Origin of the sequence: Rhizobium hidalgonense (assembly GCF_002914525.1) — a bacterium.
Taxonomy (GTDB): Bacteria; Pseudomonadota; Alphaproteobacteria; order Rhizobiales; family Rhizobiaceae; genus Rhizobium; species Rhizobium hidalgonense.
Window position 1 is genome coordinate 147,807 of record NZ_LODW01000070.1, and the last position, 26,565, is coordinate 174,371.

A 26,565-nucleotide genomic window follows, 5' to 3' on the forward strand; every position below is an offset into this window, starting at 1 on the left:
CGGATTCGACGGTTCGACGCGGCAGCGCGACCATATAGCGTCGCCGATCTTCATCAATACTCTGAATGGGTGAAGGATGGCATCCAGCTCTAATCCTTTGTGATAAAAAAGACGATTCTAATCGGAGGCGGTGGCGCGATTTGCTTTGATGGATGCTTCGGGATCGACACTATAAAATTGGCCGTCGATCAGTTTGACGCGTAAGCAGGCTCAGGGGCGCGGCCGGGAGGACGATTATCCAACACCGGAAGGAATGTGATTCGCGGTTGCCGTGAGGCCGGCGCCGGTTATTGTGGCGACGTTTCCTAGCGGCGGAGATTTTGGATGGCAGGTTCGGCCCGGAATTTTCTGGAGTTTCATGATCTTCCGGAGGCCGGACTTCGATCGATTATCGCTCGTGCCGGTGTGCTCGCCAAAGCCTGGCATGAGCGCACCATGCCGCAGAGCCTTGCGGGCAAACGCGTCGGGTTGATTGCCGACGACGGCGGCTGGCGCAATACGAGTGCCTTCGATCTCGGCATCCAGGCGATGGGCGGTCTCTGCGTGCAGGTGCCGATCGGTTTCAATGTCAGAGAGGAGACCGGCGATCTTGGCGGTTATCTCGGCAACTGGTTCGACATGCTGGTGATCCGCACGAAAGAGCTTGCGACATTGAAGGCGGTGGCGGCAGCCGCGCCCGTGTCTGTCATTAATGCGCGCACACGCTCCAACCATCCTTGCGAGACGCTCGGCGACCTTGCCTATATCGAGAGCCGGCGCGGCTCGATCGAGGGGTTGAAGGTCGTTGGCGTGGCGGCGGATGCAAATATCCTGCGCTCCTGGGCCGAAGCGTCGATCGCATTGCCGATCGAGGTGGTGCAGGTCTACCCCGAACGCTGGCACATAAGGAATGCCGCGCTGCTCAACAAGCGTTTTCGCGTGAGCACCGATATGGGCGAGCTATCGGATGCCGACGTGGTCATCACCGATTCGTGGCCGGGTGACGTGGCCGGAGACGTGCTCGCCGGCTACCGGATCGGTACCGATATTCTCGATCGGTTGTGCAAGGATGCGATCTTCCTGCCATGCCCGCCGGTTAGACGCGGCGAGGAGGTGACGGCCGAAGCGATGGAGCATCCGCGCTGCCAATGCCGCGCCGCCAAGGCTTTTCTGCTGCATGCACAAAATGCGCTGATGGAATGGGTCGTCGCCTAGGTCCACCGCCCTTGCTCCTCCCGGCGCCCTCAGGCATTGTTGGGGCATGTGGAGAGTTTACGTCTTGCTGCTGGCGTTCTGGCCGGGCTTTGCGCTGGCCGATCAGGCCTTCTATGCGGCGAAATCGGGCAAGGCCGATGCGCCGGTGCTGACGGTTTATTCCTCGCTCGACGAGCCGTTGGCGCAGCCGATGATTCGGGGTTTCCAGGACGCCAATCCCGACGTTGCGGTCAAATACGAGGACATGCTGACCGGTGATATCTACGATCGGATCGTCAGGGAGACGGATGCCGGCAAGAAGACGGCGGATTTCGCCTTTTCCTCGGCGATGGACCTGCAGGTGAAGCTGTCCAATGACGGATATGCGCAGGTCAGCAATCTGCCGATGAGCGCTGCATGGCCGAAATGGGCAAACTGGCGCAACACCGCCTATGCGCTGACCTTTGAGCCGGCGGTGTTCGTCTACCATAAGCCGAGTTTTGCGCATGAGCCGGTTCCGAGCTCGCGGGCGGAATTCGTCGATTACCTGAAGCGCAAGGGCAATGATGTCTATGGGCGGATCGGCACCTACGATATCGAGCGCTCCGGCGTCGGTTTTCTGTTCATGGCCCGCGACCAGGAGCAGTTCGGCGACATCTGGTCGGTGATCGGCGCGATGGGGGCGGCCGGCGTCAAGCTCTATTCGACGAGTTCGGCGATCCTCGAGCGTGTTGCCGATGGGCGCTTCGTGCTCGGCTACAATATTCTCGGCTCCTATGCGGCCGATTGGGCCTCGCGCTATCCGCATGTCGGCATCGTGCTGCCGAAGGACTATACCGTGGTGATGTCGCGCATCGGCCTGGTGCCGCAGGCCGCCGCCGAACCGGAGCTCGGCCGGCGCTATCTCACCTTCTTCATGTCGAGGGAGGGGCAGACGATCATGGCGCGCGAGCTGCAGATCCCGGCCGTCAGCCCAGAGGTGGCGGGAGAGAATACCGCCAATACGCTGCAGGAACTGCTCGGCGCCCAACTTCGGCCAGTGCCGGTCAGCCCCGGGCTGATGGTCTATCTCGACCAGGTGAAACGGGCGCGGCTGATTGCGCACTGGAACGAGGTTCTGCGGGCGCAGTGAAGTCGCCAGCTTGAGCCGGTCCGCATTTGGGAGCCGGGATTCGGGCCGGCAGCTACCAATTACGGCAAAAAAGTGGCCTCTTCTCCTGGATATCTCGCCGATGTCAGCTAAATGACAGCTTGTTGTGGTGGCTTTGGCTACTTCTTCTCCGTGGAGGCGGAGAGCTGAAGCCTTGGGAGGTATTCTGCTCGTCATTTAGGACCTGCGTCCGCTGGCCGGCCATTCCTTCCGATTCCCTTGAGAATAACAGGCGGTTTGCTCAGCCGCCCACGGAGGACACATCGTGAAGCACACTTTCATCGCAACTCTTCTTGCAGCGACCATCGCGCTGCCAGCCTATGCCGCCGACTACACCATCATCGCGCCTGCGGCGCCCGGCGGCGGCTGGGACCAGACGGCCCGTTCGCTGCAGACCGCATTGCAGCAGGAGAAGATCTCCGGCAACGTGCAGGTCCAGAACGTGCCTGGCGCCGGCGGCACCATCGGCCTGGCACAGTTTGCCAGCCAGGCTGCCGGCAATCCGAACTCGTTGATCGTCGGCGGCTATGTCATGGTCGGGGCGATCCTCACCAACAAGTCGCCGGTGACGCTCAAGGACGTCACGCCGATCGCCCGTCTGACCGGTGAATATGAAGCCGTCGTCGTTCCTGCTGCGTCCGAGATCAAGACCATGGCCGATCTGGTTGCGGCGCTGAAGAAGGATCCGGGCGCGGTTTCATGGGGTGGCGGTTCGGCCGGTGGTACCGACCACATCACCGTCGGCCTGATTGCCAAGGCCTCCGGCGTCGACCCCACGAAGATCAACTATGTCGCCTTCTCCGGCGGCGGTGAAGCGCTTGCCGCCATTCTCGGCGGCCAGGTCACGGCCGGCGTCTCGAGCTACAGCGAGTTCGAATCGCAGGTGAAATCCGGCACGCTTCGTCTTCTCGCCGTATCCAGCGACAAGCGCATCGACGGCGTCGATGCCCCGACGCTGAAGGAAGCCGGCACCGACGTCACCATCCAGAACTGGCGCATGGTTGCCGCGGCCCCCGGCCTTTCGCCGGAGCAGGTGGCAAGCGTCACCGCCGATTTCGAGAAGCTGCATAGCTCCGCCACCTGGCAGGAAACTCTGAAGACCAAGGGCTGGGCCGACACCTATCTGTCTGGCGACGCCTTCAAGGCGCAGCTGGAAAAGGATGTCTCTGCCACTGAAGGCATTCTCAAAGATATCGGACTTGTTCAATGAGCGAGGATAACACCTCCTCGGCAACGACACGCCGCCCTGATTGGGCGGCGTTCATCATTGCCGTTTTCCTCTTCGTCGTCGCCGGCGTGATGGCCTGGGATGCCTCACATCTGAAAACGATCGCACAATACGACCGCATCGGCCCGGCGACGGTGCCCGAAGTGGTGGCGTTCGGCCTCTTCTGTCTCGGGATCTGGACCGCTTTCGAAGCCTGGCGCGGCGATTTTCCGGAACGCGAGCAGCAGGAAGTGGCGCCGGTCATCTGGATCGTCGCCGGTCTGGCCGGCCAGATGCTGCTTCTGCGCGTCGCCGGCTTCTCGATTGCAACCGGCGTCCTCTTCGCGCTGACGGCACGCGGCTTCGGCAAACGCAAGCTCTGGATCTCGCTGCCGCTCGGCATCGTCCTCAGCTTCGTCGTCTGGGCGATCTTCTCGCAGCTCCTACAGCTGACGCTGCCGGCCGGCCCACTCGAGCATCTGTTCTTCTGACCGCGCGGGACGCGCTGTCAGCTCTTTTGATTTTGCGCGGCGCCTGACCCTGAAATCGCATGGTCGGGAACGCCGATTGGGACACCAAGATGAGCACATTCGAATTCCTATGGCAGGGTATCCTGGTTGCGATGCAGCCGATGAACCTGATTTATGCGCTAGTTGGCGTGACACTCGGCACCGCCGTCGGCGTCCTTCCCGGCATCGGCCCGGCACTCACCGTGGCGCTGCTGTTGCCCGTCACCTACAAACTCGATCCCGGCGGCTCGCTGATCATGTTCGCCGGCATCTATTACGGCGGCATGTATGGCGGTTCGACAACCTCGATCCTGCTCAATACACCGGGTGAAAGCGCCTCGATCGTCACTGCGCTCGAGGGCAACAAGATGGCGCGCGCCGGGCGTGGCGGGCCGGCGCTGGCGACCGCGGCGATCGGCTCCTTCGTCGCCGGCCTGATCGCCACGCTCGGGCTCGCCTTCATCGCTCCCTATATCGTCAAGCTGGCGCTGGTCTTCGGGCCGCGCGAATATTTCGCGCTGATGGTGCTTGCCTTCGTCACCGTCTCGTCGGCCTTCGGCGATTCGGCATTGAGAGGGTTGACGTCGCTGTTCATCGGTTTCGCGCTCGCCATGGTCGGCATCGACCAGCAGACGGGGCAGGCGCGACTGTCCTTCGGCATCCCCGACCTGCTCGACGGTGTCGAGGTGACGACGCTTGCGGTGGCGATGTTTGCGATCGGCGAGACGCTTTATATTGCCGCGCAGGGCAACCGGATCGCGGAGAAGGTCGAGGCGGTCAAGGGTTCGCTCTGGATGACGGCGCAGGACTGGTCACGTTCGTGGAAGCCATGGCTGCGCGGCACGCTGATCGGTTTCCCGATCGGCGCCATGCCGGCAGGCGGCGCCGAGATCGGCACGTTCCTCTCCTATGCCACCGAAAAGCGGCTGGCCAAGAACCCGGAGGAGTTCGGCCACGGCGCGATCGAAGGCGTGGCCGGTCCTGAGGCGGCCAATAACGCGTCGGCCGCCGGCACGCTGGTGCCGCTTCTGACACTCGGCCTGCCGACGACGGCAACCGCGGCCATCATGCTTGCCGGCTTCCAGCAATATGGCTTGCAGCCGGGGCCGCTGCTGTTTGCCACCAATCCGCAGCTCGTCTGGGGTCTGATCGCCAGCCTGCTCATCGCCAATGCAATGCTGCTGGTCTTGAACCTGCCGATGATCGGGCTCTGGGTAAAACTGCTGACGATCCCGAAGCCGTGGCTTTATGCGGGCATCCTGCTGTTTGCGACGCTTGGAACGATCGGTGCCAATCCATCCGTGTTCGAACTCGGCATGCTGCTCGCCTTCGGCCTGCTCGGCTATCTGATGCGGCTCTTCGGTTATCCGATCGCGCCTGCGGTCGTCGGCCTGATCCTTGGGCCGCTTGCCGAGCAGCAGCTCCGCCGGGCGCTGGCGATCAGCCAGGGCGATGTCACGACGCTGGTGATGTCGCCGATCGCGGCGGGCCTGCTCATCGTGGCGGCGGCTGCCTTTCTCATCCCGCTGATCCTGCGGATTCGCGGCAGGGGCCAAGTGCTGTCGCAGCTGGCTGCAAACGAAGACTAGAACCAAGAAAAAGACCACGACATACCCCTCCCTCGAGGCCGGCCATGGAGACATGCGTCGGCCTCCTGTTTCTGCATAGCTGAGGTGATTTTCTGAGCATTGTGGAGATATCCGCGCGATACCATCTACAAGCAGTCAATCAAAAAAAGAGGAAATGGACAATGTCCGCCATCCGCAATTCAGTCCGCACGGGTTTCTTTGGTCGCGCATTTGCCGTGCTTGGGGCCGCAAATGCTGTCAGCGCCGCCGTTGAAGCCGGCCGCCGGCCACGCGCCGCCGACCTGAGGGAACTCGGCATCGAGCCCAGCTCCTTCGGCCAGTTCTCCCGCTAAAACTTCAAGCCTTGCATGAATGAATTAGCCCGCAACCGGATGGTCGCGGGCTTTATTTTTGGCTGAAGCGGCGCCGCAGCCTGTGACATCAGGCGTGAAGCTCTTCCTGCCCGGAGCCGTGATCTTCTACCCGCTCGCGCTTGTTGTGGCGAATGGACGACCAGAGCGACAGACCGATCAGCGTCGCCCCGCCGAGCCCGGTGATGACTTCGGGGATGTGCACAAGGGTCTGGGCATACATGATCACCGATAGGATCAGGATGGCGTAGAAGGCGCCGTGCTCGAGATAGCGGTATTCGGCAAGCGTCCCCTTCTCCACCAGCATGATCGTCATCGAGCGCACATACATGGCGCCGATACCGAGGCCGATGGCGATGACGAAGAGGTTCTGCGTCAGCGCAAAGGCGCCGATGACGCCGTCGAAGGAGAAGCTGGCGTCCAGCACCTCGAGATAGATGAAGGCGCCGAGGCCGCCCTTGGCGGCAGCGCTCATCGTCTGTTGCGAGGCATCGAGCAACTCACCAACCACTTCGACCGCGAGGAAGGTGAGCAGCCCGTAGATGGCGCAATGGACGAAGACGCTGGCCTCGTCGCCACCGATCAGCCAGGAGAAAGCCAGCATCAGCGCCAGAACGAAAGCGATCTCGATGCCCCTGATGGTGGCCGAGCGCGCCATCACCTTTTCCAGGCCGCGGAGCCAATGGATTTTCTTCTCATTGTCGAAGAAATAGCTGAGGCCGACCATCATCAGGAAGGTGCCGCCGAAGGCTGCGATCGGCAGATGCGCGTCATTCATGATGCGGGCATATTCTTCCGGCTCACGGGCGGCAAGGACAAGCGCATCCCAGGGGCCGATCCGCGCCGCGATCGCAACGATCGCCAGCGGGAAGACAATGCGCATGCCGAAGACGGCGATAATGATGCCCCAGGTGAGGAAGCGCTTTTGCCAGACCGGCGTCATCTCCTTCAATTTGTTGGCGTTGACGATGGCATTGTCGAAGGAGAGCGAAATCTCCAGCACCGCGAGCACCGTGCAGATGAAGAAGACGGTCGCCATGCCGCCGATCGTGCCTGTGGTCTGCCAGCCGAGCACGGCGCCGAGAACGAGGCCGAGGGCAGTGACGATGAAGGCCCAGCGGAAATAGCTGAGTGAGGAGTGGTGGGTCGCGGGCTGGTTCATGGCCGCACCTCGCGCCCGCAAATCATGGTGGAGAGGGAGAGGGGGAAACGCGGCATGCCACAACGGGCATGCGGATCAGGCATGTTGAGCTTGTTCATCGATGAAAAATCCGCCGGCTAAGCTGCAGGCGGTACCGACATCACGAGAGCGCCGTAAAAACTCTCGCCAGAGGGGCCCGGCACCAAATTACCCGTAGCCGATGTCTGGAAGGCTGCGGGACAGGCCTTAGTTAATAAACTTCCCCAGCCAGTCAAGGCCGGCGGCCGCGCTGAGATGAAGTGTTTTTTTGGAACCATCCCGGCGCCTGCTCGTTAGACCCTGGTTGAGCTTAAAAAAGGAGGCCGATGATGCACACTTCGACCCATGTTCCCGACAAACGCACCGAGGCGTCCGACCGCATGAAGCGGGCGAAGCCGAACCGCATGCAGAGGGCGCAGGTGCTGCCGCCGCATCATGTCGACCTGACGCTGACACCGGGCGTCTATCACGACATTCACGTGCCGGCCCATGTTACCGGTGCCGATCTTTCCAAGGGCGGTCCCGACATCAAAGGCCGAGACGCCAAGAAATAACCAGAATTCCGCAAGCCTGCTTGGCGCGCTGACGGCAGAATTGAAACAGGGTAAAAACAATATGACGATCAACTTTGTGCCCCGCGAGATCTTTATCCGGCACGAAAACGAATGGCAGGCCTTACGCGAGGCGGCGGACGAGCGCATCGATATCGGCAAACGCCCGAAGCCGCTGGTCTCCATCGGCGGCACTGCACCGACTGGGAAAAGCGATCCTCCGGCCACACGCTCGGAATGACCAGCAGACAGTCACCTCGATACGGGCGCCCGGCATATGCCGGGCCTCTCTTTTTCTATTGGCTGTCATCCCGATCGGCGCGCCGTGCGGAATTGTAGCCGAACCGTTGCTCCAGCTTGCCGAAGGCGAAGAGCACGCAGATGGCGCCTAGCGTCGTCATGAAGGCGACAGGCCAGTAACCGAAACCCATTGCAAGGCCGATCGCGCCGGACAGCCACATGCCGGCCCCCGTCGTCAGCCCGTGCACCCGGCCTCTGGCAAAGACGATCATGCCGGCGGCAAGGAAGGCGACGCCGGCGGTCACGGCTTCGATGACACGCAGCGGATCGATCCGCACCTGCTCGTCATCGGCAAAACCCGGCATGTGCACTGCCTCGATCGAAATGATGGCGAAAAGGGCGGCTGCGAGACTGATCAGAATATGAGTGCGGAAGCCTGCCGGGCGGTCGCGTGCCTCACGCTCGAAGCCGATCAGCCCGCCGAAGACGATGGCGCCGAGCAGGCGGGCGAAGATGACGGGGTAGTGGATACGCGACGCCGGTATCATGTCGGCGAGGATCAGATCCATGGATTTTTCCTATAACGTGTGAATTTTTCGCTGGCTAACGTGTGAGCGCTGGATTTGTTCGGCTTTTTTCCCTGATGCGCATGGATTCGCCGATGCGCTTCTGCTGCTCGCAGGTCTTTCGAGACAAAGATCGGTGAACCCGGCATTGTCCTGCCGCCGCGCCAACCTTTCAGAAAGGATTGGGCGGCGATAATTGCGGCCTCACGGGAATCGGACAGATGGCCAAGACAGCGACACGCGGCCGCCGCAAGGCGCCGGCGAGAGGAAAGAGCAAAACGCGCAGCAGCGGTGGCGGATTGCTGCCCTGGGCAGTAATCGGCATCGCCGCGATCGGCGGTATCGTCGCGCACGACCACTGGAAGAGTATCCAGCCGATGCTTGCTCGGCAATCGGCGCCGATCGCGCGGGAAGCGGCGGAGCCGAAACCTCTAGCCAGGAAAGACGTGCCGCCAAAGCAGGTGGCGCTTGCCACACCCACGCCGAAAGCAGCACCGCCGGTAAATCAATCGCAACTGCTGCCGCCGGCGACGATCCCGACGCCGGCGATCCAGCCGGTCAAAGCCGTGCCGGCCCAGACCTCTTCCGCGGCGGAAACGGGGACGGCCGCCTTCGGCTATTGCGGCCAGGGCGCACATATCAACTGTGTCGGGGATGGCGGTGTCTTCTGGTACAAGGGCGAGAAGATCGTGATCGCCGATATGGCAAGCCCTGTCGTCGACCAGGCACGTTGTGACGGCGAACGCCGGGTGGCCTTTGCCGCCAAGTCCCGGCTGCTGGGGCTTCTGAACGCCGGCCCCTTCACCATGAATGCCGCGGGCAAGACGGAGCCTTCGGGCGCGCCGCGAGTCGTCTCGCGCGACGGGCGCTCTTTCGGCGCGCAGTTGATCAATGAGGGGCTGGCGCGCAAGCCGGGGGCCGCCGGCGGCGCATGGTGCGCCTGATAGGGACTATTTGCCCTTTTTCACCAGCTTGCCGCCGGTGCGGAAGCTGCCGGTGAACGAGGAATCCTTGCTTTCGGCCGTGCATTCGATGGCGATCGGCTTGCCGGCATAGGGATTGCCGAAAGTGCAGAAGCCGGCGACTTTGACCTCCCCGGTCATCTTGTTGCCGACACCCGTGGTGACGAGGGTAAGCGGCAGACGCGCATTGCCGTTGGAGGCAGGCTTGATGCCGCTGCCGTCGCCTTGGAAGCCGAGCGCCTTACCATCCGAGGTGAAGATGAACGTCACCGTGCCGTTGGCCAGAGTGACACTGGCAAGCTCGTTCTTGCAGCCCTTGGTGGCGTCGAACTTGGCGACAACAAGCTTGGCGCATTTGCCGGAAAGCGTAATGACGCCGGGCGCGCCCGGAAATGTCTCAGGCGGGGAGGCCGGTGCAGCGGAGGCCGGCAGGGCAAGGGCGGCGGAAAAAAGGGCGGCTGCCGGTGCGAAAAGTCTCATTGTCTGTCTAACCCCATCTGTCTGCGACGGCGAATCGGCCATGCGTTTATAGCCACCCTTTGGCACTGTTCTGTGACTAATTTTGGTCTACTCCGTCGTCACACGGACGTTGAGGAGGCTAGGAACTTTTGAAGTCGTCCCAGAGGATCGCTGATCCAGCCGCGAATAACGTGATCGGAAGCAGCCAGATCTTTATGCTGACGGGTTCGACAGCATGAAACAGCATATAGCCGAAACCGAGCAGGCCAACCCCTGCCAGCACGAGGCCAAGGATGATGGATATTGCCTTACGTGTCCCAGTCCTTTGCGCCATGCCTCCCCCCATTTTCCATGTGCACGGGTCATCCCGCGACCAATTGAAAACCCGCGTGCTCAGATTAGGCCGGAAGTCCCCGGGCCGGGGATCTGTCAACAATGTCAGGGAGATCGGATGGTGGGCGTGACAGGGATTGAACCTGTGACCCCTACGATGTCAACGTAGTGCTCTCCCGCTGAGCTACACGCCCATCCGATGGCGGCGCATAGATCACAAAACCTTCGGAGCCGTCAATAGGCTTTTTTCAGTTTTGTGATACGCCGCCCGGCAAGCCTTACGCGGCAAGCATTTTGTTGACCTCGTCGACGAGATCACGCAGGTGGAAAGGCTTGGAAAGGACCTTGGCATCCTTCGGCGCCTTCGAATCAGGGTTCAGCGCCACGGCAGCAAAACCGGTGATGAACATCACCTTCAGGTCGGGGTCGAGTTCGGTGGCGCGGCGCGCCAGTTCGATGCCGTCCATCTCGGGCATGACGATATCGGTCAGCAACAGGGAAAACGGCTCCTCGCGCAGCCGGTCATAGGCGCTGGCGCCATTGTCATAGGAAAGGACCTTGTAACCGGCCTTTTCAAGCGCTTTCACCAGGAAGCGGCGCATGTCGTTGTCGTCTTCTGCGAGAAGTATCTTCTGAGTCATCAATCCAGACCGCTGATCAATAAGTTTTGGTGGGCTGCCCGGCGTTTACACTAGTCTTGACCCGGTAAACAACCGGTGAATTGCCTGTGCGCGGCCGCATCCCTCCTACATAGTATGGACTTGGGGCCGGGCAACTGGCAACATGCGCAAAGCAGCCAGTTCATGACATGGTAAAGAGGGCCGAAAGTGCCGGAGATACGCGAATACGAGCTTTTTGAGGTTCATGAGCCCGTGTCGCAGACCATTCCCTTCGTCTACAACTCCCCTCATAGCGGCCGTATTTATCCACCGGAATTTATCGCGCAGTCCAGGCTCGAGGGCATCGCCATCCGCCGTTCCGAGGATCACTATGTCGACGAGCTGTTCGGATCGGCCGTCGCGCTCGGCGCGCCGCTCCTGGCCGCCAACTTTCCGCGCGCCTATCTCGACGTTAATCGCGAGCCCTACGAACTCGATCCGCGCATGTTCGACGGGCTGCTGCCGCCCTATGCCAATATCAATTCCCTGAGGGTCGCCGGCGGGCTCGGCACCATTCCGCGTATCGTCGCCGAGAACATGGAGATTTATGCGCGGCGCCTGCCGGTGCAGGAAGGGCTCGACCGCGTCGAAGCGGTCTACAAGCCCTATCATGCGGCGCTGCGCCGGCTGATCGCCCGCACCCACGTGCAGTTCGGCTTCGGCGTGCTGATCGACTGCCACTCGATGCCCGGCAATGTGCGCGTCGCCGGCTGCACCTCGCGGCCCGATTTCATCATCGGCGATCGCTACGGCACCAGCGCTTCGGCCGAACTTTCGCGCGCCGCCATTGCTATCCTCGAGGAAATGGGCTTCGCGGCGATCCGCAACAAGCCCTATGCCGGCGGCTTCATCACCGAACATTATGGCCGGCCCTCGCGCGGCCTGCATGCGCTGCAGATCGAAGTGAACCGGGCGATCTATGTCGATGAGGTGACGCTGGAAAAACGCGCCGACTTCGCCGCGGTCGCTGACGCGGTCACGGGCTTCATGCAGCAGATGGCGGATTACGTCGAGAAATTCGCCGGCGATCGGGCGCTGGCCGCCGAATAGCCTCCGTCGATTTCGCCAAGATTTTCCGGCCAGTCTTTCCGGCCAAAAAAAACCGCGCTCGAAGCGCGGCTAGTCTAGGGAGGAAACACCCAAGGAGGGTATTTACAGTCAGAAGACTGTACGGAAGACGCTACTATTGCGTTGCACAAATGTCAAGCAATATATTGCGTTGCGATATCTTTGGGCAGCCCCCGCCGAACGGCCCGCGTTTGCATTCCTTCTACTTTTCGATATGACAGCACTACTCCCGCCAGCAAACGGATCGACCATGCTTCCTGACCGCTCGTTCTTCAACCGTCTGGCGGAGGCCGCCAGGGCCGAAACGCTGCCGCGTTTCCGCTCCGGCCTCGATGTTACCAACAAGCTTTCCTCCGGTTTCGATCCGGTCACGGAGGGCGACCGGGCGGCCGAACTCGCCATCCGGGCGCTGATCGAAGAGAATTTCCCCGACCATGGCATTCTCGGCGAAGAGCACGGCAATATCGGCCTCGACCGCGATTACATCTGGGTGATCGATCCGATCGACGGCACGCGCGCCTTCATATCAGGCCTGCCGGTGTGGGGGACGCTGATTGGCCTGCAGAAGGAAGGGCGGGCGATCATGGGCATGATCGAACAGCCTTTTACCGGCGAGCGTTATTTCGCCGACCAGAATGGTTCGATCTATAGCGGGCCTGAGGGCGAACGGCGGCTGGCGACGCGCCAGTGCGACGCGCTTTCGAACGCCATCCTGTTTACCACCTCACCGCATCTCTTCGCCGGCGAGGAGATGGAGAAATACCGCGAGATCGAAGGCCAGGTGCGGCTCTTCCGCTACGGCTGCGACTGCTACGCCTATGCGCTGCTTGCCGCCGGCCATATCGATCTCGTCGTCGAAAACAGCCTGAAGCCCTATGATGTCGGCGGCATCATTCCCGTCATCGAGGGGGCGGGGGGCATCATCACCACATGGGATGGCGGACGGCCGGAAAACGGCGGCTCGATTATCGCCGCCGGCAGCCGGGCGGTTTACGAGCAGGCGATCGCCGTGCTGCAGCGCTAGCTAATCCCGCTCAGGTCCCGAGGGCGGCGACCTCCTGGTTTTCTTCGGCATCACTGCCGGGAATGAAGGCATGGAAGGCGGCAAGGGCGGCCGCACGATAGGTATCCCGTTCTTGGAAGATCTCGTGGCGGGCGCCGTTGATCGGCACCAGCTGGCCGGCGCGGAAATAACGCGAGAGGCGCTCCTGCGCGGTGTAGGGCACGACGCCGTCACGCGTCGGAGCGATGATGATGGTCGGGATGGTGATCGAAAAGAGATGGTAGGGCGAGGTGACCCGGTCCATCGTGTGAAAAGCCTCGGTCAGCCAGCGGGCCGTCGGCGGCCCGAGTGTCAGCTCCGGATGGGCCTTCATCATCGCGACATTCCGCTCGAAGCGGGTTTCGTCCGAAGTCAACGGATTATCGCGGAAATCCGGCTCTTTGAGTTTCGAGGTCAGCGGCAAGGAACCAAGACCGATTGCCGTCAACATGCCGGCCAGGGTGCGGATGACACGGGGCGAGGCCAACTGGCCGGTCAGGCCGATGAAGGGTGCCGACAGCACCATGCGATCGATACGGGTGGTAAGATAAGGCGCGGCCGAGAGCGCGATCAGCCCGCCGGTCGAATGGGCGAGCAGGTAGAAGGGCAGGCGGGTATCCGGCAGCACCACCTTTTCGAGGAAGGTGTCGAGATCACGTTCGTAATCGACGAAGCGGCGGATGTGGCCGTGGTTACGGCGCTTCAAGAGCCGCGCCGAACCGCCTTGGCCGCGCATGTCGAAGGTGGCGACCCAGAGACCTCTCGCCGTCAGGTCGCGGATCGTCTCGAAATATTTCTCGATATATTCATTGCGGCCGTGCAGGATGACGACCGTGCCCTTGGCTACCTGGGCGCCGGCGCGGAAGACGGCATAACGCAGCCGGTGGCCGTCATAGGTTTCGAAGAACCCCTCCGTGCGGTTTTCCGGGGCGGGATTGTCGAGCGTCGAATAGAGAACCTGTTCCATGACTTTGCCAATGCGCCGCTGGTGACTGCTTCGCCTATTAGAGCGCCGCGCATCCTTTCGGACGCACAAAGGACGTTCTAATTCCCTGAATCTACGCATCGTGCTTCCGAAAATCGATTCCGATTTTCGGAAGCACGATGCGTTAGGGATAACGCATGCCATCCGGCTTGGAAAGCGGCGACCCTGCAACGCGGTGGGTGCGAAAAGGGCCGGCAGGAGCATGAGGGTGCTCGCAGCCGGCCGAGTTTAAGACTGAAGAAGAAGGGACGATGCACTTCAGCCATCGGGACCAGATTCACCCGACGCTGCGATCTTTAGGCTAAGGCGCGTGAATGCGCGCCGAACCGGCTGTTCATGCGGGGTTCATGGGGCAGGTCCCGCGATTTCGGGAGGGTCTTGAACTCGTCAAATCCCATCACCATCTCCTTTCAGCGGGTGCCGAAGAGGGCCCGCGCAACCGTCCCGAGGCCGCCAAAGATGGGGTTTCAGGGGCATTTATCGCAACACGTCGCTTCCACAGGAGGACATCATGCGTCACGTAGACTTCTCTCCCCTTTATCGTTCCACCGTCGGTTTCGACCGGCTCTTCACCATGCTCGACAGCCTCGCCCAGCCGGAGCAGGCCCAGACCTATCCGCCCTATAATATCGAGCGCACCGGTGAAAACACCTATCGGATCACCATGGCGGTAGCCGGTTTCGACGAGACCGAACTTTCGATCGAAGCCCATGCCCATGTGCTGTCCGTCAAGGGTGAAAAGGCCGAGGAACCTGCCGAAAGCGGTGAATACCTTTACCGCGGCATTGCCAAGCGCGCCTTCGAGCGCCGCTTCCAGCTTGCCGACCATGTCGAGGTGACCGCCGCTTCGCTGAAGAACGGCCTGCTGCATATCGACCTTCTACGCAACATTCCCGAGGCCATGAAGCCCCGCAAGATTGCGATCGCTGCAGAGCCGGTCGAGGCTCCGAAGGCCATCGAGGCGCAGGTCATCAACGGCTGATCGTTATCCCTTATGGATAAAATGGACGGCGCTCCGATCGGGGCGCCGTTTTTTATGATGCCTCAGGCCGGGCTGGCGGCGTCCTTCATCTGCTGTTCCGTTGCGCGGCGGGCCGCCGCGGCGGCGTGTTTTTGGGCGATGACGGCGCAGACCATCAGCTGGATCTGATGGAAGAGCATCAGCGGCAGCACGATCGCGCCGATCGACTGGCCTGAAAATATGACGTTTGCCATCGGCACACCGCTTGCAAGACTTTTCTTCGAGCCGCAGAAAGTGATGGTGATCTCGTCGGCCTTGTTGAAGCCGAGCCTGCGGCTGCCGAACATCGTCAGCACCAGCACGATCCCCAGGAGGACCATATCGGCGACGATGACGACGGCGATATCGGCGATCGAGAAGGTATGCCACAGACCTTCGACCACCGCCGTCGAGAAGGCGAGATAGACGACCATCAGGATCGAGCCGCGGTCGACAGGCATCAGGACCTTTTTCTTGGCGCGAATCCAGTCGCCGATCCAGGGCTGCAGGATCTGGCCGACAATGAAGGGGGCAAGCAGCTGCAATAGGATCTGCTGCAAAGCGTCGAAGGAGAAGCCGCCATGGCCGCCGATGGAAAATAGCAGGCCGACGAGTAGCGGCGTCAGGAACATGCCGAAAATGTTGGAGGCCGAGGCCGAGCAGATGGCGGCGGGCACGTTGCCGCCGGCCATCGAGGTGAAGGCGATCGACGACTGTACCGTCGAGGGCAGCACGCAGAGGAAGAGGATGCCGAGATATAGCGGCGGCGGCAGGATCGTGTCGGGGATCAATCCGAGCCCGAGGCCGAGCAGCGGGAAGATGCCGAAGGTGGTCAACAGAATGACGAGATGCAGGCGCCAGTGCAACAGGCCTGATATGACGACGTCGCGCGAGAGGCGGGCGCCATGCAGGAAGAATAACAGCGCGATGGCAAGATCGGTGGCGATGCCGAAATAGCCCGCGAAGGTCCCGCTTGCCGGAAACAGCGAGGCGAGGATGACCGTGCAGACGAGCAGGATGGTGAAGGTATCGGGCAGAAAGCGGCGCATGGCGGTCTCGCGGCGTAATAAACAGTCCTTGTTTTGTCGTCCATTGTGATCCAGGATGCAAGGAATAACAGTTATCGAGAAACTGGATTTCCATGCTGGACCTTTCGCAATTGCGCAGCTTTGTCGCCGTCGAGCAGATGGGCAGTTTTACGCTCGCCGCAGAAAGGCTCAGCCTCGGCCAGTCGACGGTCAGCCAGCACATCCAGCGGTTGGAGGCCGCACTCGGCCGAAAGCTCCTGGCGCGCGATACGCATAAGGTCATCCTGACCGGCGATGGCGAATCGCTGTTGTCGCATGCACGCAGCATGCTCGCCATCGAAGGTCAGGTGCAATCGCTGTTTCGGGGCCACAGCCTGCGCGGTAGCCTGCGGCTCGGGGTGTCGGAGGATTTCGTCACCAGCCAGCTGCCGGCGGTGCTGGAGGATTTCGTTCGGTCGCATCCCTCCGTCGATCTCGAACTGACGGTGGCACTATCCGGCGTCCTCTATGAAATGCAGGACAATGGCGAGATCGATCTGGTGCTCGCCAAACGCCGGCTCGGCGATGCCCGTGGAAAACTCGTCTATCGTGAGCCGCTCGTCTGGCTGGCACGCGATCCCGAGCGTGTGCTTACCTCCGGCCCTTTACCGCTAATCGCCTTCCCACCACCGAGCGTCACGCGGGCGATCGCGCTGGAGGCGCTGGGGCGGAACGGTGTGGCGTGGCGGATCGTCTGCACCTGTGGGAGCCTCAGCGGATTGACGGCGGCGGCGCGGGCCGGCATGGGCGTTTTGGTGCAGCCGCGCAGCATGGCGCCCTCGGGCCTGAAGGAAATTCCCGCGGCAAAACTTCCGGCGCTGGAAGATGTGGAATTTGTGCTGGTGCCGCGCAAAGGGGCGGATCAGGCGCTGGTCGCCGCCCTTTCGGACGATATTCTGCAGAAGGTGAGAAGGCTGAAGTCGGCGTGAGCCAGGGCCGTCGCCGAGAGGCCCGCCGGAGGCATCGCAAGGCGGTCAGGCGGCCAGGCACTTCAGGAACCCATCCACATCGGCTTCCGTCGTTGCGAAGCTGGTGACGAGGCGGATCAGGTTCTCGCTTTCGGAAACGAGTTCCGGCGCTGCCGCAGGCGCCGGCCATTCATAAAATTTCGCACCTTTTTCCTCTGCGGTTTTCGCAGCACTCTTGCTGATGACGGCAAAGACCTCGTTGGAAGCGGTCCGCCAGGCGAGGCGCCCGGCGCTGCTGGCGGCAATACCGGCGCGCAGCCGGTCGGCCATGGCGTTCGAATGGCGTGCGAGGTCGAGCCAGAGGCCGTTTTCGAAATAGGCGTCGAACTGGGCTGCGATGAAGCGCGATTTGGAGAAGTGCTGAGCGGCGCGCTTGCGGATGAAGGGCATTTCCCTTGCCTGCTCCGGATTGAAGAAGACGATCGCTTCCGCGCACCAGCAGCCGTTCTTGGTGCCGCCGAAGGAGAGCATGTCGACGCCGCGTTTCCACGTCATTTCGGCCGGGGTTGCGCCGAGCGCAATCAGTGCATTGGCGAAGCGGGCGCCATCCATGTGAAGCGGCAGGTTGCGCTTCCTCGATATGGCGGCGATTTCGCCGATCTCCGGCAGGGAATAGACCGTGCCGATTTCAGTTGCCTGGGTGATGGTCACGGCGCTGGCGCGGCCATGGCGGAGAGCGTCCTCCGGAAAGTTTGCGATTTTTTTGGAAAGCCCGGCCGGATCGATCTTGCCGGCTTCGCCGTCGATCGCCATGAGCCTGGCGGAGCCGGAGAAGAATTCCGGCGCCCCGCATTCATCTTCGATCACATGCGACTCGGTATGGCAGAAGGTAATGCCGCCCGGGCGCTGGACGCTTGCCAGCGACAGGGAATTGGCGGCCGTGCCGGTGGCGACGAAGAAAACCGAAACCTCACGTTCGAAGATCTCGCAGAAGCGGGTTTCGACCTTCTTGTCGAGATCGCCGGCGCCATAGGCAGGAGCATAGCCGGCCGATTCCGCCAGCAGACGTTCGGCAATGGATCTGTGGGCGCCGGCCCAGTTATCGGAAGCAAAGAACATGGCGGAGACCGTGGGGAGTGGATGTGCTGGGAGGTTCGCAGCGGACCTTACGCCAAAGCTTCACCGGATCAAGTTTATCGCCCCTGACACATCACGAAAATCGAACTACGCAATCAATAAAAAGAATGAGACATAAATGCGTAATTTTATTTCGCCTATGGGGTTTATCTGGCAATCTTCCGTCGCAAAATCACGATTTTTAAACGGGCGCTCTTGCGGACCGTGATCGTTTCTGGCATAGAACTGATGAATTAGGACAGTGTTGCTGTCCTATTTTGGCCCTTGTGGCCGAAGAGGCGCCGAAAACCCTGGCAGCGACGGGCTTTCACGCTATAGTTCTCCCAAGCGTCAAGCCCCAGGCGGCGCGCGGAGGCGAATGGCAGGCGCGGAACGCGACGGTTTGCTTTCCTTAATAAGCAGATGTCTGCGGCCGATCTTCACTATGCAACAGCGCTGTCGTGCGCCGAACCTATTCTGGTTGCGGCACAGGACGAAAAGCCGCCCGCGGCCCCGCGGGCTTCGACAGGAGGAAAGATGATGACGAAGACGCCATCCATGGAATTTGACCGGTTTGCTGCTGCCGAGGCGCGCGCTACGGCCAATATGTCCAAATCCGCCTCCGGCCTGCCGAAGAAACAAGGCCTCTACGACCCGCGCAACGAACATGACGCCTGCGGCGTCGGCTTCGTAGCGCATATGAAGGGTGAGAAGTCGCACCAGATCGTCAAGGACGGCCTGTTCATGCTCGAGAACCTGACGCATCGCGGCGCCGTCGGCGCCGATCCGCTGATGGGCGACGGCGCCGGCATCCTAGTGCAGATCCCCGACCAGTTCTTCCGCGAGGAAATGGCCGCGCAGGGCATCACCCTGCCGCCGGCCGGCGAATATGGCGTCGGCCATATCTTCATGCCGCGCGATGAAAAGCAGATCGAGCACTTCAAGAAGGTGATCAAGGACGTCGTCACCGAGGAAGGTCAGGTCCTCATCGGGTTTCGTGACGTGCCGGTCGATAATTCCTCGCTCTCCAAGGCGCCAGCGATTGCCGCCACCGAGCCGCATCACGTGCAGGTCTTCATCGGCGCCGGCGAGGATGCCGAAAACAACGACGAGTTCGAGCGCCGGCTGTTCACGCTACGCAAGGTGATCTCCAACCGCATCTATGATGAGTTCGACGGCGAAGAGAGCAATTTTTATCCGGTGTCGCTGTCGTCGGCGACGGTGGTCTACAAGGGCATGTTCCTGGCCTATCAGGTCGGCGCCTATTACAAGGACTTGACAGACCCGCGTTTCGAAAGCGCGGTCGCCCTGGTGCACCAGCGCTTCTCGACGAACACCTTCCCGTCGTGGAAGCTCGCGCATCCCTACCGCATGGTCGCCCATAACGGCGAAATCAACACGTTGCGCGGCAACGTCAACTGGATGGCGGCGCGCCAGGCCTCGGTCTCCTCGCCGCTGTTCGGCGAGGATATCTCCAAGCTCTGGCCGATTTCCTATGAAGGCCAGTCCGACACGGCCTGTTTCGACAATGCGCTCGAATTCCTGGTGCGCGGCGGGTATTCGATGGCGCATGCCGTGATGATGCTGATCCCGGAGGCGTGGGCCGGCAACCAGTCGATGGCCGCCGAACGCAAGGCCTTCTACGAGTATCACGCCGCATTGATGGAGCCCTGGGACGGGCCGGCTGCCGTTGCCTTCACCGACGGCAAGCAGATCGGCGCCACGCTCGACCGCAACGGCCTGCGGCCGGCGCGCTACCTCGTCACCGATGACGATCGTGTCATCATGGCGTCCGAAGCCGGGGTCTTGCCGGTTCCGGAGGAGAAGATCATCCAGAAGTGGCGCCTGCAGCCGGGCAAGATGCTGCTGATCGACATGGAAGAAGGCCGCATCATCTCCGACGACGAGGTGAAGTCGAAGCTTGCGACGGCGCATCCTTATCGCAGCTGGCTCGGCCGCACCCAGTTGATCCTCGAAGAGCTGAAGCCTGTGGAGCCGCGGGCGCTGCGCCGCGACGTGTCGCTGCTCGACCGTCAGCAGGCCTTCGGCTACACGCTCGAAGATACACGCATCCTGATGTCGCCGATGGCGACGACGGGGCAGGAGGCGATCGGCTCGATGGGCACGGACACGCCGATCTCGGCGATGTCGGAAAAGCCGAAGCTGCTCTACACCTATTTCAAGCAGAACTTCGCGCAGGTGACGAACCCGCCGATCGACCCGATCCGCGAGGAGCTGGTGATGAGCCTGGTCTCCTTCATCGGCCCGCGGCCGAATATTCTCGACCACGAAGGCATGGCCAACGCCAAGCGACTCGAAGTGCGTCAGCCGATCCTGACCAATGGCGATCTCGAAAAGATCCGCTCGATCGGGCATACGGAAGACCGTTTCGACACCAAGACGCTCGATTTCACCTATGATATCGAGCGCGGTGCGGCCGGCATGCCCGAAATGCTTGACCGGCTCTGCGAGCGCGCGGAAGCCGCCGTCAAGGGTGGCTACAACATCATCGTGCTCTCCGACCGTCAGATCGGGCCTGATAGAATCGCCATTCCGGCGCTGCTGGCGACGGCTGCCGTGCACCATCACCTGATCCGCAAGGGGCTTCGCACTTCGGTCGGTCTCGTCGTCGAGACCGGCGAGCCGCGCGAGGTCCATCATTTCTGCCTGCTCGCCGGCTACGGCGCCGAGGCGATCAACCCCTATCTCGCCTTCGACACGCTGCTCGACATGCATGCCAAGGGCGAATTCCCGAAGGAAGTGGATGCTTCCGAGGTCGTCTACCGCTACATCAAGGCGGTCGGCAAAGGCATCCTCAAGGTCATGTCGAAGATGGGCATCTCGACCTATCAGTCCTATTGCGGCGCGCAGATCTTCGACGCGATCGGCCTGTCGTCGGAACTGGTCGACAAGTATTTCTTCGGCACCGCGACGATGATCGAAGGCATCGGCCTGGAGGCGATCGCTGCCGAGACCGTCGACCGCCACAACGCGGCCTTCGGCACGGATCCGCTGCTGGCGACGACACTCGACATCGGCGGCGAGTATGCCTACCGCATGCGCGGCGAAAGCCATGCCTGGACGCCGGATGCGGTCGCCGCCCTTCAGCATGCCGTGCGCGGCAATGCCGAGGACCGCTACCGCGAATTCGCCGAAATGGTGAACGCCTCGGCGCTGCGGATGAACACGATCCGCGGGCTCTTCAGCGTCAAGAGCGCCGAGGCGCTCGGCCGCAAGCCTGTTTCGATCGATGAGGTCGAGCCGGCGGCCGATATCGTCAGGCGTTTCTCGACGGGGGCGATGTCCTTCGGCTCGATCTCCCGCGAGGCGCACACGACGCTGGCGATCGCCATGAACCAGATCGGCGGCAAGTCGAACACTGGCGAGGGTGGCGAGGAATCCGACCGCTATATGCCGCTTTCCGACGGTTCGATGAACCCGGAACGCTCGGCGATCAAGCAGATCGCCTCGGGCCGCTTTGGCGTCACCACCGAATATCTCGTCAATGCCGACGTGCTACAGATCAAGGTGGCGCAGGGCGCCAAGCCTGGCGAAGGCGGCCAGCTGCCGGGTCACAAGGTCGATGCGACGGTTGCCAAGACCCGCCACTCGACGCCGGGTGTCGGCCTGATTTCGCCGCCGCCGCACCACGACATCTATTCGATCGAGGATCTGGCGCAGCTGATCTACGACCTGAAGAACGTCAACCCGACCTCGGATGTCTCGGTCAAGCTGGTCTCGGAAGTCGGCGTCGGCACCGTTGCTGCCGGTGTCGCCAAGGCGCGCGCCGACCACATCACCGTCGCGGGTTTCGACGGCGGCACGGGCGCGTCGCCGCTGACCTCGCTCAAACATGCCGGCAGCCCCTGGGAGATCGGCCTTGCCGAAACCCAGCAGACGCTGGTGCTGAACGGCCTGCGGTCGCGCGTGGCGCTGCAGGTGGACGGCGGTCTGAAGACCGGCCGCGACGTGATCATCGGGGCGCTGCTCGGAGCCGACGAGTTCGGCTTCGCCACCGCGCCGCTGATTGCGGCCGGCTGCATCATGATGCGCAAGTGCCATCTCAACACCTGTCCGGTCGGTGTGGCGACCCAGGATCCGGTGCTTCGCAAGCGCTTCAAGGGCGCGCCGGAGCACGTCATCAACTACTTCTTCTTCGTCGCCAATGAAGTGCGCGAAATCCTCGCCTCGCTCGGGTTCACCCGGCTCGACGAGATCATCGGCGCTTCGGAGCTGCTCGAGAAGGACGAGATGCTGTCGCACTGGAAGACCAAGGGCCTCGACTTCAGCCGCATCTTCCACAAGGTCGACGCCCCCAAGGAGGAGACCTTCTGGACGATCCGGCAGAAGCACCCCATCGACGATATTCTCGACCGCGTGCTGATCGAGCAGGCGCAGCCGGCACTGACCGCCAAGACACCCGTTGCCTTCGAGGTCGGCATCAAGAACGTCGACCGTTCGGTGGGCGCGATGCTTTCCGGCGAGGTCGCCAAGCGTTATCGCCACCGCGGGCTGAAGGAAGACACGATCAATGTGACGCTTCGCGGCACGGCAGGCCAGAGCTTCGGCGCGTTCCTGGCGCGCGGCGTCACTTTCAACCTTATCGGCGACGGCAACGACTATGTCGGCAAGGGGCTTTCGGGCGGCAAGATCATCATCCGGCCGCCGGAGAATTCGCGGATCGTCGCTGAAAACTCGATCATCGTCGGCAACACCGTGCTTTACGGTGCGACTGAGGGCGAATGCTATTTCCGCGGCGTGGCGGGCGAACGTTTCGCCGTGCGCAATTCGGGTGCGATCGCAATCGTCGAAGGTGTCGGCGACCATGGCTGCGAATACATGACCGGCGGCGTCGTCGTCGTGCTCGGCGCCACGGGCCGCAACTTCGCGGCCGGCATGTCCGGCGGTGTCGCCTATGTGCTCGACGAAACCGGCGATTTCGCCAGCCGCTGCAACATGGCCATGGTCGAACTCGAGCCGGTGCCCGAGGAGGATGACATGCTGGAGAAGCTGCATCATCACGGCGGCGATCTCATGCACAAGGGACGCGTCGACGTCTCGGGCGACATGACCCGCCATGACGAGGAGCGCCTCTACCAGCTGATCTCCAACCATCTGCACTATACGGGCTCCACCCGCGCCAAGCAGATCCTCGACAGCTGGGCCGACTACCGCCCGAAGTTCCGCAAGGTCATGCCTGTGGAATACCGACGTGCGCTCGAGGAAATGGAACGCAGCCGGATGGGCATCGCCGCGGAATGATTGCACCAGGACATCCGTCACCTGCTGACTGATGTGACGGATGGCGAATATCTCGATGACCCGTGTGACACCGACAGCGAAGGCCGGCCAGATCACACGGATGTCTTGCAAGGGATATGATCTATGGCGGTCAAGATAAGCAACTCGCTCGGGATACCGGGACTGACGATAGACAGATTGGCTGCGGTGAGGCGGTCATGAGGGTAAGGGACGAAGATATGGGTAAGGTAACAGGGTTTCTGGAAATCGACCGGCAAGTGGCGAAGTACCAGCCGGCGTCGGATCGTATCCGCCATTTCCGCGAGTTCACGATCCCGATGTCGGACCCGGAAGTGCAGAAACAGGCTGCGCGCTGCATGGACTGTGGCATCCCCTATTGTCACGGCCCCACGGGCTGCCCTGTTCACAACCAGATCCCCGACTGGAACGACCTCGTCTACAACAACAACTGGGAAGCGGCGATCCAGAACCTGCATTCGACCAACAACTTCCCGGAGTTCACCGGCCGCGTCTGCCCGGCGCCCTGCGAGGAAGCCTGTACGCTGAACCTCGAGGATGCGCCGGTCGCCATCAAGACGGTCGAACAGGCGATCGCCGACAAGGCCTATGAGCTCGGCTTCATCCGGCCGCAGCCGGCCACGGTCCATACCGGCAAGAAGGTCGCGGTGATCGGCTCAGGCCCCGCCGGCATGGCGGCTGCCCAGCAGCTCGGCCGGGCCGGCCACGAGGTGCATGTCTATGAGCGCGAGACCAAGCCGGGCGGCCTGCTGCGTTATGGCATTCCCGACTTCAAGATGGAGAAGAACTTCATCGACCGCCGCGTTGAGCAGATGAAGGGCGAGGGCGTCACTTTCCATTGCGGCGCCAATGTCGGCGTCGACATCAAGGTCGAGCAACTGCTCGCCGATCACGACGCCGTCCTCTATTGCGGCGGTTCCGAGACGCCGCGCGAGGCCGGCATTCCGGGTACCGACCTTGCCGGTGTGCACGATGCGATGCCTTATCTGGTTCAGCAGAACCGCCGCGTTGGGCGCGAGAACATCGACAGCGTCGGCTGGCCGTCGGATCCGATCCTTGCCGGCGCCAAACACATCGTCGTCGTCGGCGGCGGCGATACGGCTTCGGACTGCGTCGGCACGGCGTTCCGCCAGGGAGCCGTCAAGGTCACTCAGCTCGACATCCGGCCGCAGCCGCCTGAGAAGGAAGACAAGCTTGCCGTCTGGCCCTTCTGGGCGACGAAGATGCGCACCTCCTCCTCACAGGCCGAGGGCGCCGTGCGCGAATTCCAGGTGGCGACACTCGAATTCGTCGGCGAAGACGGCGTGCTGACCGGGGTCAAGTGCTGCGAGGTCGACGAGCGCCGGCGGCCGGTTCCGGGCACGGAATTCGTCATCCGCGCCGATCTCGCCTTCATCGCCATCGGTTTCCGCGGCCCGTTCACGACAAGCGTGCTGAAGGAACTCGAGGGAAAGCTGACGCTCAACACCGACAAGCGCGGCTCGACCAATGTCGTCGCCAACGACCGTGACTACAAGACTTCGGTCGACAAGTTCTGGACAGCGGGCGACGTGCGCCGCGGCCAGTCGCTGGTGGTCTGGGCGATCCGCGAAGGCCGCCAGGCGGCACGTGCCATCGACGAGGCGTTGATGGGCTCCACCGTTCTGCCGAATTGATGGCCCGTCGTATGGAGATGTGAAGATAGAGACTCCGCCTCTCCGGGCGGAGTTTATTATCAGGTGCCGCGCCTGCGAAAATCAAATCCAATTTTGGGATTACAGGCTGATGCGACTGCTTGCCGCGAGGCAATTCGGTCCACGATGAACACATCATTTGTCGTTTCGAAAGGCATTTGCCCCTACGGGAAGGCCGTCTTGCGCGGCCTTCTCATTTGACCGAGACTTCGGCCGGCGTCTTGGCTGCCGGCAGGCGGTAGTCATCGACGCGGCCGGGAGGGGGCGGCGTCATTTCGCCCTGCTCGACCAGGAGATCGCGCGGCGACCGCGTCAAAACCATCGGCGGGGGCCGGGCTCCGAGAAGCTCGGCGCCGCCGTCGAGATTAGGATCGGAGAGGCTGATCGGCACGGTATGTTCGACCGGATTGGTGGGAAGGCCGAGACCGGGGAGACTGCTGGAGTCGAGGCGGACCAAATCGGGGCTTGCCTGCGTGCCGAGAAGACGTCGCGCCGGTTTTTCCACATAAAAGGCAAGCTTGCGTCGGCCGGCCTGCGTCAGGTTGATGCCATCGGAGGTGCGCAGGCGCACCTGCTGGCCGTTCACATCCGAGCCGGTGACGATGAAGTTGCCGTTTTCATCGACGAAACCATCCCAGATGTCGACAAATTCGCCGCCGATGCTTTCGACCTGGTTGCGGTAAAGCTGGTTCATCTGCACGGCATCTGCCGTCATCTGATCGGATTCGAAGGCGGGAAGGCCGACCCAGAGCAGCGGAATCTTGCGGTCGGTGATCTCCTTGCCGAAAGAAAGAACACGGTGCCGGTATTCGCTAAACCAGCCGTCGGTGCGGAACTTCTCCTTGGCGGTATCGGTCACCATCTGCTGGCGGTCGTTGGCGCCGATCATGACGACGACCATTGCCGGCTTCAGCTCGTCGATCATCGGCGGCAGCTGCTCCGGCCAATTGTAATAATCGTCGCGGACGAGACCCGATGAGACATTGCCGCGGGCTTCGACGACGACCCCCGGCGAGGTCTCGAAGGCGGCGGTCAGACCGTCGCCGAGGCCGCTGGCCATGAAATCGCCGACGATCAGAATCTTCTTGGCATCGCCGAGCTTCTGCACCGCCGGCTCCTCCTGCACGGGCGCGCGAATCGGTGGCGCGGTGCGGGTATTGACCACGGCTTTCGGCGCGGGCGGTTTCTTGCGCTGCTGACGCCTCGGCTGCGGTGCGTCGGGAGTCTGAGGACTATCATCGAGGTAGCGTCGGCCGAGGAAGAAATCGAGGATCGAACGGCGCTGGTAGCGCTGCTCCTGAGCTTCGGCGATATGCACCGGCGCGACAGCGCCGAAGCATAGCGAAGCCGCCGCCAGGGCGAGCACAAGCCGACGGATTGAGGTCCGATCTGTTTTCTTCGTCATGGGCAGTTCCGCATCTGCCGGCATCTTGCACGCGGGGTAGGCCAGCGTCCACTCCCGCTACTATGTAGGTCACGGTTCTGCCGCTTCCAATCA

Annotated in this window: 24 protein-coding genes and 1 tRNA gene; 15 read left to right on the forward strand and 10 right to left on the reverse strand. The window is 62.0% G+C overall.

Annotated features, from left to right (window positions below; translation table 11 throughout):
- The first annotated feature begins 324 nt into the window (after positions 1-324).
- The 6 genes from ATY29_RS22935 (at position 325) to ATY29_RS36950 (ending at position 5,960) form a co-directional block, all read left to right on the forward strand.
- Positions 325-1,194 carry an ornithine carbamoyltransferase gene (locus tag ATY29_RS22935; protein WP_097533137.1) on the forward strand — a complete coding sequence of 290 codons (870 nt, stop codon included), beginning with the start codon at positions 325-327 and terminating at the stop codon, positions 1,192-1,194.
- 64 nt (positions 1,195-1,258) lie between these two features.
- Positions 1,259-2,305 (forward strand): ABC transporter substrate-binding protein, encoded by a 1,047-nt coding sequence (locus ATY29_RS22940; protein WP_025417049.1) that lies wholly within the window; start codon positions 1,259-1,261, stop codon positions 2,303-2,305.
- Positions 2,306-2,588: 283 nt separating this feature from the next.
- Positions 2,589-3,533, forward strand: coding sequence for a Bug family tripartite tricarboxylate transporter substrate binding protein (locus ATY29_RS22945; RefSeq protein ID WP_003566549.1), 945 nt, complete (start codon positions 2,589-2,591; stop codon positions 3,531-3,533).
- Positions 3,530-4,021 (forward strand): tripartite tricarboxylate transporter TctB family protein, encoded by a 492-nt coding sequence (locus tag ATY29_RS22950; protein ID WP_003566548.1) that lies wholly within the window; start codon positions 3,530-3,532, stop codon positions 4,019-4,021. The genes ATY29_RS22945 and ATY29_RS22950 overlap by 4 nt, the downstream gene beginning before the upstream one ends.
- A gap of 89 nt (positions 4,022-4,110) precedes the next feature.
- On the forward strand, positions 4,111-5,628 hold the full coding sequence (locus tag ATY29_RS22955; protein ID WP_025417048.1) for a tripartite tricarboxylate transporter permease: 1,518 nt from the start codon (positions 4,111-4,113) through the stop codon (positions 5,626-5,628).
- 161 nt (positions 5,629-5,789) lie between these two features.
- Entirely contained in the window at positions 5,790-5,960 is a 171-nt protein-coding gene (locus ATY29_RS36950; protein WP_003566546.1) for a hypothetical protein, read from the forward strand.
- An 88-nt stretch (positions 5,961-6,048) separates the two neighbouring features.
- Here ATY29_RS36950 and ATY29_RS22960 read toward each other — a convergent pair whose 3' ends face one another.
- The gene (locus ATY29_RS22960; RefSeq protein WP_003566545.1) at positions 6,049-7,140 is read right to left on the reverse strand and encodes a DUF475 domain-containing protein; all 1,092 of its coding nucleotides are present in this window, start codon (positions 7,138-7,140) and stop codon (positions 6,049-6,051) included.
- 344 nt (positions 7,141-7,484) lie between these two features.
- Between ATY29_RS22960 and ATY29_RS22965 the strand changes: the two genes are divergently transcribed.
- A complete protein-coding gene (locus tag ATY29_RS22965; protein ID WP_025417047.1) occupies positions 7,485-7,712 on the forward strand; it encodes a hypothetical protein in 228 nt (75 codons plus the stop codon).
- A 61-nt stretch (positions 7,713-7,773) separates the two neighbouring features.
- On the forward strand, positions 7,774-7,950 hold the full coding sequence (locus ATY29_RS36955) for a hypothetical protein (RefSeq protein WP_003566543.1): 177 nt from the start codon (positions 7,774-7,776) through the stop codon (positions 7,948-7,950).
- 55 nt (positions 7,951-8,005) lie between these two features.
- Here the strand turns inward: ATY29_RS36955 and ATY29_RS22970 are convergent, their stop codons facing one another.
- Entirely contained in the window at positions 8,006-8,518 is a 513-nt protein-coding gene (locus ATY29_RS22970) for an MgtC/SapB family protein (protein ID WP_025417046.1), read from the reverse strand.
- A 218-nt stretch (positions 8,519-8,736) separates the two neighbouring features.
- Here ATY29_RS22970 and ATY29_RS22975 point away from each other — a divergent pair, with 218 nt between their 5' ends.
- Positions 8,737-9,459, forward strand: a complete 723-nt coding sequence (locus ATY29_RS22975; RefSeq protein WP_003566540.1) for a hypothetical protein — start codon at positions 8,737-8,739, stop codon at positions 9,457-9,459.
- Positions 9,460-9,465: 6 nt separating this feature from the next.
- Here the strand turns inward: ATY29_RS22975 and ATY29_RS22980 are convergent, their stop codons facing one another.
- The 4 genes from ATY29_RS22980 to cpdR1 form a co-directional block, all read right to left on the reverse strand.
- Positions 9,466-9,957: a hypothetical protein gene (locus ATY29_RS22980; protein WP_025417045.1), complete on the reverse strand. Its 492-nt coding sequence runs from the start codon at positions 9,955-9,957 to the stop codon at positions 9,466-9,468.
- A gap of 118 nt (positions 9,958-10,075) precedes the next feature.
- Entirely contained in the window at positions 10,076-10,270 is a 195-nt protein-coding gene (locus tag ATY29_RS38360; RefSeq protein WP_003566538.1) for a hypothetical protein, read from the reverse strand.
- 118 nt (positions 10,271-10,388) lie between these two features.
- A tRNA-Val gene (locus ATY29_RS22990) sits at positions 10,389-10,463 on the reverse strand.
- 84 nt (positions 10,464-10,547) lie between these two features.
- Complete coding sequence (gene cpdR1, locus ATY29_RS22995; protein WP_003542883.1) at positions 10,548-10,910, reverse strand: response regulator CpdR1; 363 nt, start codon at positions 10,908-10,910, stop codon at positions 10,548-10,550.
- Between the two features lie 186 nt (positions 10,911-11,096).
- Here cpdR1 and ATY29_RS23000 point away from each other — a divergent pair, with 186 nt between their 5' ends.
- Together ATY29_RS23000 and hisN are read left to right on the forward strand one after the other, a co-directional pair.
- Positions 11,097-11,978 (forward strand): N-formylglutamate amidohydrolase, encoded by an 882-nt coding sequence (locus ATY29_RS23000; protein ID WP_003566537.1) that lies wholly within the window; start codon positions 11,097-11,099, stop codon positions 11,976-11,978.
- Positions 11,979-12,246: 268 nt separating this feature from the next.
- Positions 12,247-13,020, forward strand: a complete 774-nt coding sequence (hisN, locus tag ATY29_RS23005) for a histidinol-phosphatase (RefSeq protein ID WP_097533138.1) — start codon at positions 12,247-12,249, stop codon at positions 13,018-13,020.
- 10 nt (positions 13,021-13,030) lie between these two features.
- Here the strand turns inward: hisN and ATY29_RS23010 are convergent, their stop codons facing one another.
- Entirely contained in the window at positions 13,031-14,005 is a 975-nt protein-coding gene (locus tag ATY29_RS23010) for an alpha/beta fold hydrolase (RefSeq protein ID WP_025417043.1), read from the reverse strand.
- A gap of 529 nt (positions 14,006-14,534) precedes the next feature.
- On the opposite strand from ATY29_RS23010, the gene ATY29_RS23020 reads away from it, so the two are divergent.
- The gene (locus ATY29_RS23020; RefSeq protein WP_003566531.1) at positions 14,535-15,005 is read left to right on the forward strand and encodes an Hsp20 family protein; all 471 of its coding nucleotides are present in this window, start codon (positions 14,535-14,537) and stop codon (positions 15,003-15,005) included.
- Positions 15,006-15,067: 62 nt separating this feature from the next.
- Here the strand turns inward: ATY29_RS23020 and ATY29_RS23025 are convergent, their stop codons facing one another.
- Positions 15,068-16,072, reverse strand: a complete 1,005-nt coding sequence (locus ATY29_RS23025; protein WP_097533139.1) for a bile acid:sodium symporter family protein — start codon at positions 16,070-16,072, stop codon at positions 15,068-15,070.
- Positions 16,073-16,164: 92 nt separating this feature from the next.
- On the opposite strand from ATY29_RS23025, the gene ATY29_RS23030 reads away from it, so the two are divergent.
- The gene (locus ATY29_RS23030; protein ID WP_097533140.1) at positions 16,165-17,019 is read left to right on the forward strand and encodes a LysR substrate-binding domain-containing protein; all 855 of its coding nucleotides are present in this window, start codon (positions 16,165-16,167) and stop codon (positions 17,017-17,019) included.
- Positions 17,020-17,064: 45 nt separating this feature from the next.
- Here the strand turns inward: ATY29_RS23030 and ATY29_RS23035 are convergent, their stop codons facing one another.
- Positions 17,065-18,117: a threonine aldolase family protein gene (locus ATY29_RS23035; RefSeq protein WP_097533141.1), complete on the reverse strand. Its 1,053-nt coding sequence runs from the start codon at positions 18,115-18,117 to the stop codon at positions 17,065-17,067.
- A 534-nt stretch (positions 18,118-18,651) separates the two neighbouring features.
- Between ATY29_RS23035 and gltB the strand changes: the two genes are divergently transcribed.
- Both gltB and ATY29_RS23050 read left to right on the forward strand, forming a co-directional pair.
- Positions 18,652-23,376: a glutamate synthase large subunit gene (gltB, locus tag ATY29_RS23045; RefSeq protein WP_025417040.1), complete on the forward strand. Its 4,725-nt coding sequence runs from the start codon at positions 18,652-18,654 to the stop codon at positions 23,374-23,376.
- Between the two features lie 218 nt (positions 23,377-23,594).
- Entirely contained in the window at positions 23,595-25,049 is a 1,455-nt protein-coding gene (locus ATY29_RS23050; protein ID WP_025417039.1) for a glutamate synthase subunit beta, read from the forward strand.
- Between the two features lie 211 nt (positions 25,050-25,260).
- Here ATY29_RS23050 and ATY29_RS23055 read toward each other — a convergent pair whose 3' ends face one another.
- Positions 25,261-26,496, reverse strand: coding sequence for an SGNH/GDSL hydrolase family protein (locus ATY29_RS23055; RefSeq protein ID WP_193550369.1), 1,236 nt, complete (start codon positions 26,494-26,496; stop codon positions 25,261-25,263).
- Positions 26,497-26,565 lie beyond the last annotated feature (69 nt).

Coding starts and splice junctions, on each gene's coding strand:
- ATY29_RS22970 (WP_025417046.1), bottom strand. CDS start 8,518: ATGGATCTGATCCTCGCCGACATGATACCGGCGTCGCGTATCCACTAC.
- ATY29_RS22950 (WP_003566548.1), top strand. CDS start 3,530: ATGAGCGAGGATAACACCTCCTCGGCAACGACACGCCGCCCTGATTGG.
- ATY29_RS22935 (WP_097533137.1), top strand. CDS start 325: ATGGCAGGTTCGGCCCGGAATTTTCTGGAGTTTCATGATCTTCCGGAG.
- ATY29_RS23020 (WP_003566531.1), top strand. CDS start 14,535: ATGCGTCACGTAGACTTCTCTCCCCTTTATCGTTCCACCGTCGGTTTC.
- ATY29_RS23050 (WP_025417039.1), top strand. CDS start 23,595: ATGGGTAAGGTAACAGGGTTTCTGGAAATCGACCGGCAAGTGGCGAAG.
- ATY29_RS23010 (WP_025417043.1), bottom strand. CDS start 14,005: ATGGAACAGGTTCTCTATTCGACGCTCGACAATCCCGCCCCGGAAAAC.
- ATY29_RS22965 (WP_025417047.1), top strand. CDS start 7,485: ATGATGCACACTTCGACCCATGTTCCCGACAAACGCACCGAGGCGTCC.
- ATY29_RS36950 (WP_003566546.1), top strand. CDS start 5,790: ATGTCCGCCATCCGCAATTCAGTCCGCACGGGTTTCTTTGGTCGCGCA.
- ATY29_RS22960 (WP_003566545.1), bottom strand. CDS start 7,140: ATGAACCAGCCCGCGACCCACCACTCCTCACTCAGCTATTTCCGCTGG.
- ATY29_RS36955 (WP_003566543.1), top strand. CDS start 7,774: ATGACGATCAACTTTGTGCCCCGCGAGATCTTTATCCGGCACGAAAAC.
- ATY29_RS22980 (WP_025417045.1), bottom strand. CDS start 9,957: ATGAGACTTTTCGCACCGGCAGCCGCCCTTTTTTCCGCCGCCCTTGCC.
- hisN (WP_097533138.1), top strand. CDS start 12,247: ATGCTTCCTGACCGCTCGTTCTTCAACCGTCTGGCGGAGGCCGCCAGG.
- ATY29_RS22975 (WP_003566540.1), top strand. CDS start 8,737: ATGGCCAAGACAGCGACACGCGGCCGCCGCAAGGCGCCGGCGAGAGGA.
- ATY29_RS23035 (WP_097533141.1), bottom strand. CDS start 18,117: ATGTTCTTTGCTTCCGATAACTGGGCCGGCGCCCACAGATCCATTGCC.
- ATY29_RS22955 (WP_025417048.1), top strand. CDS start 4,111: ATGAGCACATTCGAATTCCTATGGCAGGGTATCCTGGTTGCGATGCAG.
- ATY29_RS23025 (WP_097533139.1), bottom strand. CDS start 16,072: ATGCGCCGCTTTCTGCCCGATACCTTCACCATCCTGCTCGTCTGCACG.
- ATY29_RS23030 (WP_097533140.1), top strand. CDS start 16,165: ATGCTGGACCTTTCGCAATTGCGCAGCTTTGTCGCCGTCGAGCAGATG.
- ATY29_RS23055 (WP_193550369.1), bottom strand. CDS start 26,496: ATGCCGGCAGATGCGGAACTGCCCATGACGAAGAAAACAGATCGGACC.
- ATY29_RS38360 (WP_003566538.1), bottom strand. CDS start 10,270: ATGGCGCAAAGGACTGGGACACGTAAGGCAATATCCATCATCCTTGGC.
- gltB (WP_025417040.1), top strand. CDS start 18,652: ATGATGACGAAGACGCCATCCATGGAATTTGACCGGTTTGCTGCTGCC.
- cpdR1 (WP_003542883.1), bottom strand. CDS start 10,910: ATGACTCAGAAGATACTTCTCGCAGAAGACGACAACGACATGCGCCGC.